Annotated in this window: 4 protein-coding genes; all 4 read right to left on the bottom strand. The window is 58.5% G+C overall.

Annotated elements, in window-relative coordinates:
- Positions 1–306 precede the first annotated feature (306 nt).
- Entirely contained in the window at positions 307–861 is a 555-nt protein-coding gene (locus tag AC5RU7_RS20930; protein WP_494053865.1) for a hypothetical protein, read from the bottom strand.
- Complete coding sequence (locus tag AC5RU7_RS20925) at positions 858–1,421, bottom strand: RNA polymerase sigma factor (protein WP_494053864.1); 564 nt, start codon at positions 1,419–1,421, stop codon at positions 858–860. Before AC5RU7_RS20925 ends, AC5RU7_RS20930 begins: the two co-directional genes overlap by 4 nt.
- A 144-nt stretch (positions 1,422–1,565) precedes the next feature.
- A complete protein-coding gene (locus AC5RU7_RS20920) occupies positions 1,566–2,378 on the bottom strand; it encodes an IS3 family transposase (RefSeq protein ID WP_494053863.1) in 813 nt (270 codons plus the stop codon).
- A 38-nt stretch (positions 2,379–2,416) separates the two neighbouring features.
- Positions 2,417–2,963: helix-turn-helix domain-containing protein (locus AC5RU7_RS20915; protein WP_494053862.1), on the bottom strand; the 547-nt coding region annotated here is incomplete at its 5' end.

Here is a 2,963-nt window from a genome sequence, read left to right as displayed (position 1 = left end):
TTGAACTGGTCCCCAAAAGTTGGACTCGTGAATGTGCGAGGAGTCCACTTTAGCGTCCAGTGATCCGGTACTTCTCAGGAAAGCGCTCCGTCCCATTGCGGACGGAGCGCTTTCCTGTAAGCGTCTTTGTCGGAGCATCGAGCTAAGCGTTGTAGGTGGGACGATCACGACGCGGCCACGTGGATCGTGGGCCTTCGAGGGTGACGGAAGATCGTCGAAGTTTTGTCTGCCGGATCTTGGGGTTCACTGGAACACGTAGTCCCATTGGGGAAGGGTGTGTGAAACGACTGAGGGCGGCTGCTACTTTCAGCGGACGGTATCGGTTTTCAAAGCGAGCCCTAGCGAGCCGCAGACCTTTTCGTCTCCGGGAATCACTGCGGCACGTCCGTCATCGAGTACGCATACGGTCAATGGATCGGGCACCGGGTAAGAGAAGTTGCTGTCAAACAGTTTCGGATCCGCGCCACCGCTCGGAGCATTGGGGTCCAGAACGTGTTGTGCCCAGATGTCCCTGCAGGCGGCCAGCGCGTCCTCAATGGGAACAGGGTTGTCGGGTTTTGGCTCACCGGGCCTTGCACCTGCCAACAATGTGACGGTGGTACCAGGAAACTGGTGGCCGTTCAGCTCGGCCCTGGCGAAACAAAGTATCGAGCTCTTGTCCGTGACGGGCAGTTGCGTCAGCGCCGCTCCGCCGGTTGCCACGAGGGCGACTGCGACGCCGGCAAGCAGAATTTTTTTGCCTTTGGTGTTCTGGAAGTGCTGGTTTTCCGGGGTCCCGTCTTGGGCGACGCTGACCAGGAGCGCCTCGATGGCGGCACTGCGTTCAGGATTGAAGTGCTGTGAACCAGGATTCTTGTTCATGGCATTTCCTCTTCGGGACTGAGGGGGACCGGTTCCGGTTGGAACCGGTCCTGGGGGTTCATCAGCTGCGCAAGCCTCTGTTTGGCACGGGAGAGCCGTGATTTCACTGTGCCCGTTGGAATGCCCAGCAGTGCGCTCACTTCTGCCGTGCTCATATCTTCCAAAACGCACAGCGCAATAATTTCCTGGTCACGCCGTCCCAGCGAACGGTAAGCCTGCTGCAAGCACTGAGACCGCCGGTCTTCGTCAACCGTCTCAACCACCCAGTCGCTGTGATCCGGCACCTCCTGGGGCTGCGGAAGCTTTCTAATCAGCCGCTCATATCGCAGTGTGGACCTGACCTTGTTCCTTGCCACATTGGTGGCAGTGATCAGCAGCCAGCCCAGCATCGAATCATTGACCAGCCTGATCCTGGATCTACAGCGCCAAGCCTCCAAAAACACCATTGCGGTGGCGTCCTCAGCCTCAAACGAAGTTTTCACCAACCGGAGGCAGTGAACGAAGACGCGGTCCCGGTGACGCAGGAAGAGGGAAGCGAACGCGGAACCGTCACCATCCATGACGCGCAGCCAAAGCTCTCCGTCTGTGGATACCTTCCCTGAGTCCCCCATACCTATTAGTGTCCGGCAAGCCCACGGCGGTTCCATCCCGAATCGTGCCAGAACATCACGGTCCGGGAAAAGTCACAGAATCTTATTGTCGGGTCAACTCGCGACAGCCTGAGCACGGTACTGCACGGGACTCAGACCTTCGAGCTTCGTGGAGATCCTTTCAGTGTTGTACCAGCGGATGTATTCGTGAAGGGCTACTGCCAAGGCATCAGTGTTGAGGAACCGGACGCGGTGGAAGAACTCTTCCTTGAGGTGGCCGAAGAAGTTTTCCATGACGGCGTTGTCGTAGCAGTTGGCTTTGCGTGACATCGATTGGACAGCGCCGGCATTCTGCAGGAGTAGGCGCCAGGAGATGTGCTGGTACTGGAATCCCTGGTCGGAGTGCACGAGTGGTTTCTGCCCGTCCTCCAGGGTGGCCAAGGCGCCGCGCAATGAGGAGTTGGTCAGTTCCAGGTTGGGAGAGATTCCAATGGCGTAGGAGATGATTTGCCGGTCGAAGAGGTCCATCACCGGTGAGAGGTACAGTTTCCTGTCGCCGACGCTGAATTCGGTCACGTCGGTAACCCATTTTTCGTTCGGTGCATCCGCTTCGAACTGGCGCTTCAACAGGTTCGGGGCAACAACGCCCTGCTCTCCCTGATAAGAGTTGTAGCGCTTCTTCCGCCGGACCTTGCAGACCAGCCGCAGCAAGCGCATCAGCTTCAGCACGGTCTTTTTCGCGACCGTCCAGCCTTGTTTGACCAGTTCGATATGGACACGGCGGTGCCCGTACCGGGCGTGGCTCTTCTCGAAGATGCCCGTGACCGCTGCTTTGAGATCTGCTTGGGGATCAGGAGCCAGCAGCCGAGCTTGGTGATAGAAGAACGTGGACCGGGGCAGCCCGGCAACGTCCAACAGAACTTCCAACCGGTGTTGGGCCTTGAGAGCGATGACAGCGCGGACTTTTAGCGCTCTTCCTCGTCCCTCAAGGCGTTTACTTTTCCCAGGAAGGCCACCTCTGCGCGCAACCGCTCGTTCTCGCGGCGCAGCCGCTGCAGCTCCGACTCAGGCTCTGCCGGCGCCTTGAAAGATGAGAGTGGTCGTCCGCGTGGTTTCGGGCGCAAGCCGTCTTCGCCTTCGTTGCGGTATATCCGCGCCCACTTCTTGATCAGATCCGGCGAGGAGAGCTGGAGCTCCTTGGCCAGGACGACCTGGCTCTCCCCGGCCAGGAACCGACGGACCGCATCCAGTTTGAACTCAAACGTGAACTTCCGATGGGTTGATTTGGTCACTATCGCCGTACCTCCGCGAACTCTCCACAGGGCATGAATGCGGATGACAGGCTTTGAACGTACCCCTAACCTCGTCGCCGCTGCCTTCGCGCCCCAACCCATCTCGAACAACGCTACCGCGGTCTCGCGCTGTTCATCAGATAACGAACTACTCTCCTGCATAAAACTGCTCCCCGATAGAAGGACCGATTTCTCAGTCCAACTTTCGGGGAGCAGTTCA

The sequence above is a fragment of the Arthrobacter sp. K410C genome (assembly GCF_059090105.1).
Note: the sequence above shows the minus strand (reverse complement) of the source record. Positions and strands in the feature narration are given on the sequence as shown.

Coding starts and splice junctions, on each gene's coding strand:
- AC5RU7_RS20930 (WP_494053865.1), bottom strand. CDS start 861: ATGAACAAGAATCCTGGTTCACAGCACTTCAATCCTGAACGCAGTGCC.
- AC5RU7_RS20925 (WP_494053864.1), bottom strand. CDS start 1,421: ATGGATGGTGACGGTTCCGCGTTCGCTTCCCTCTTCCTGCGTCACCGG.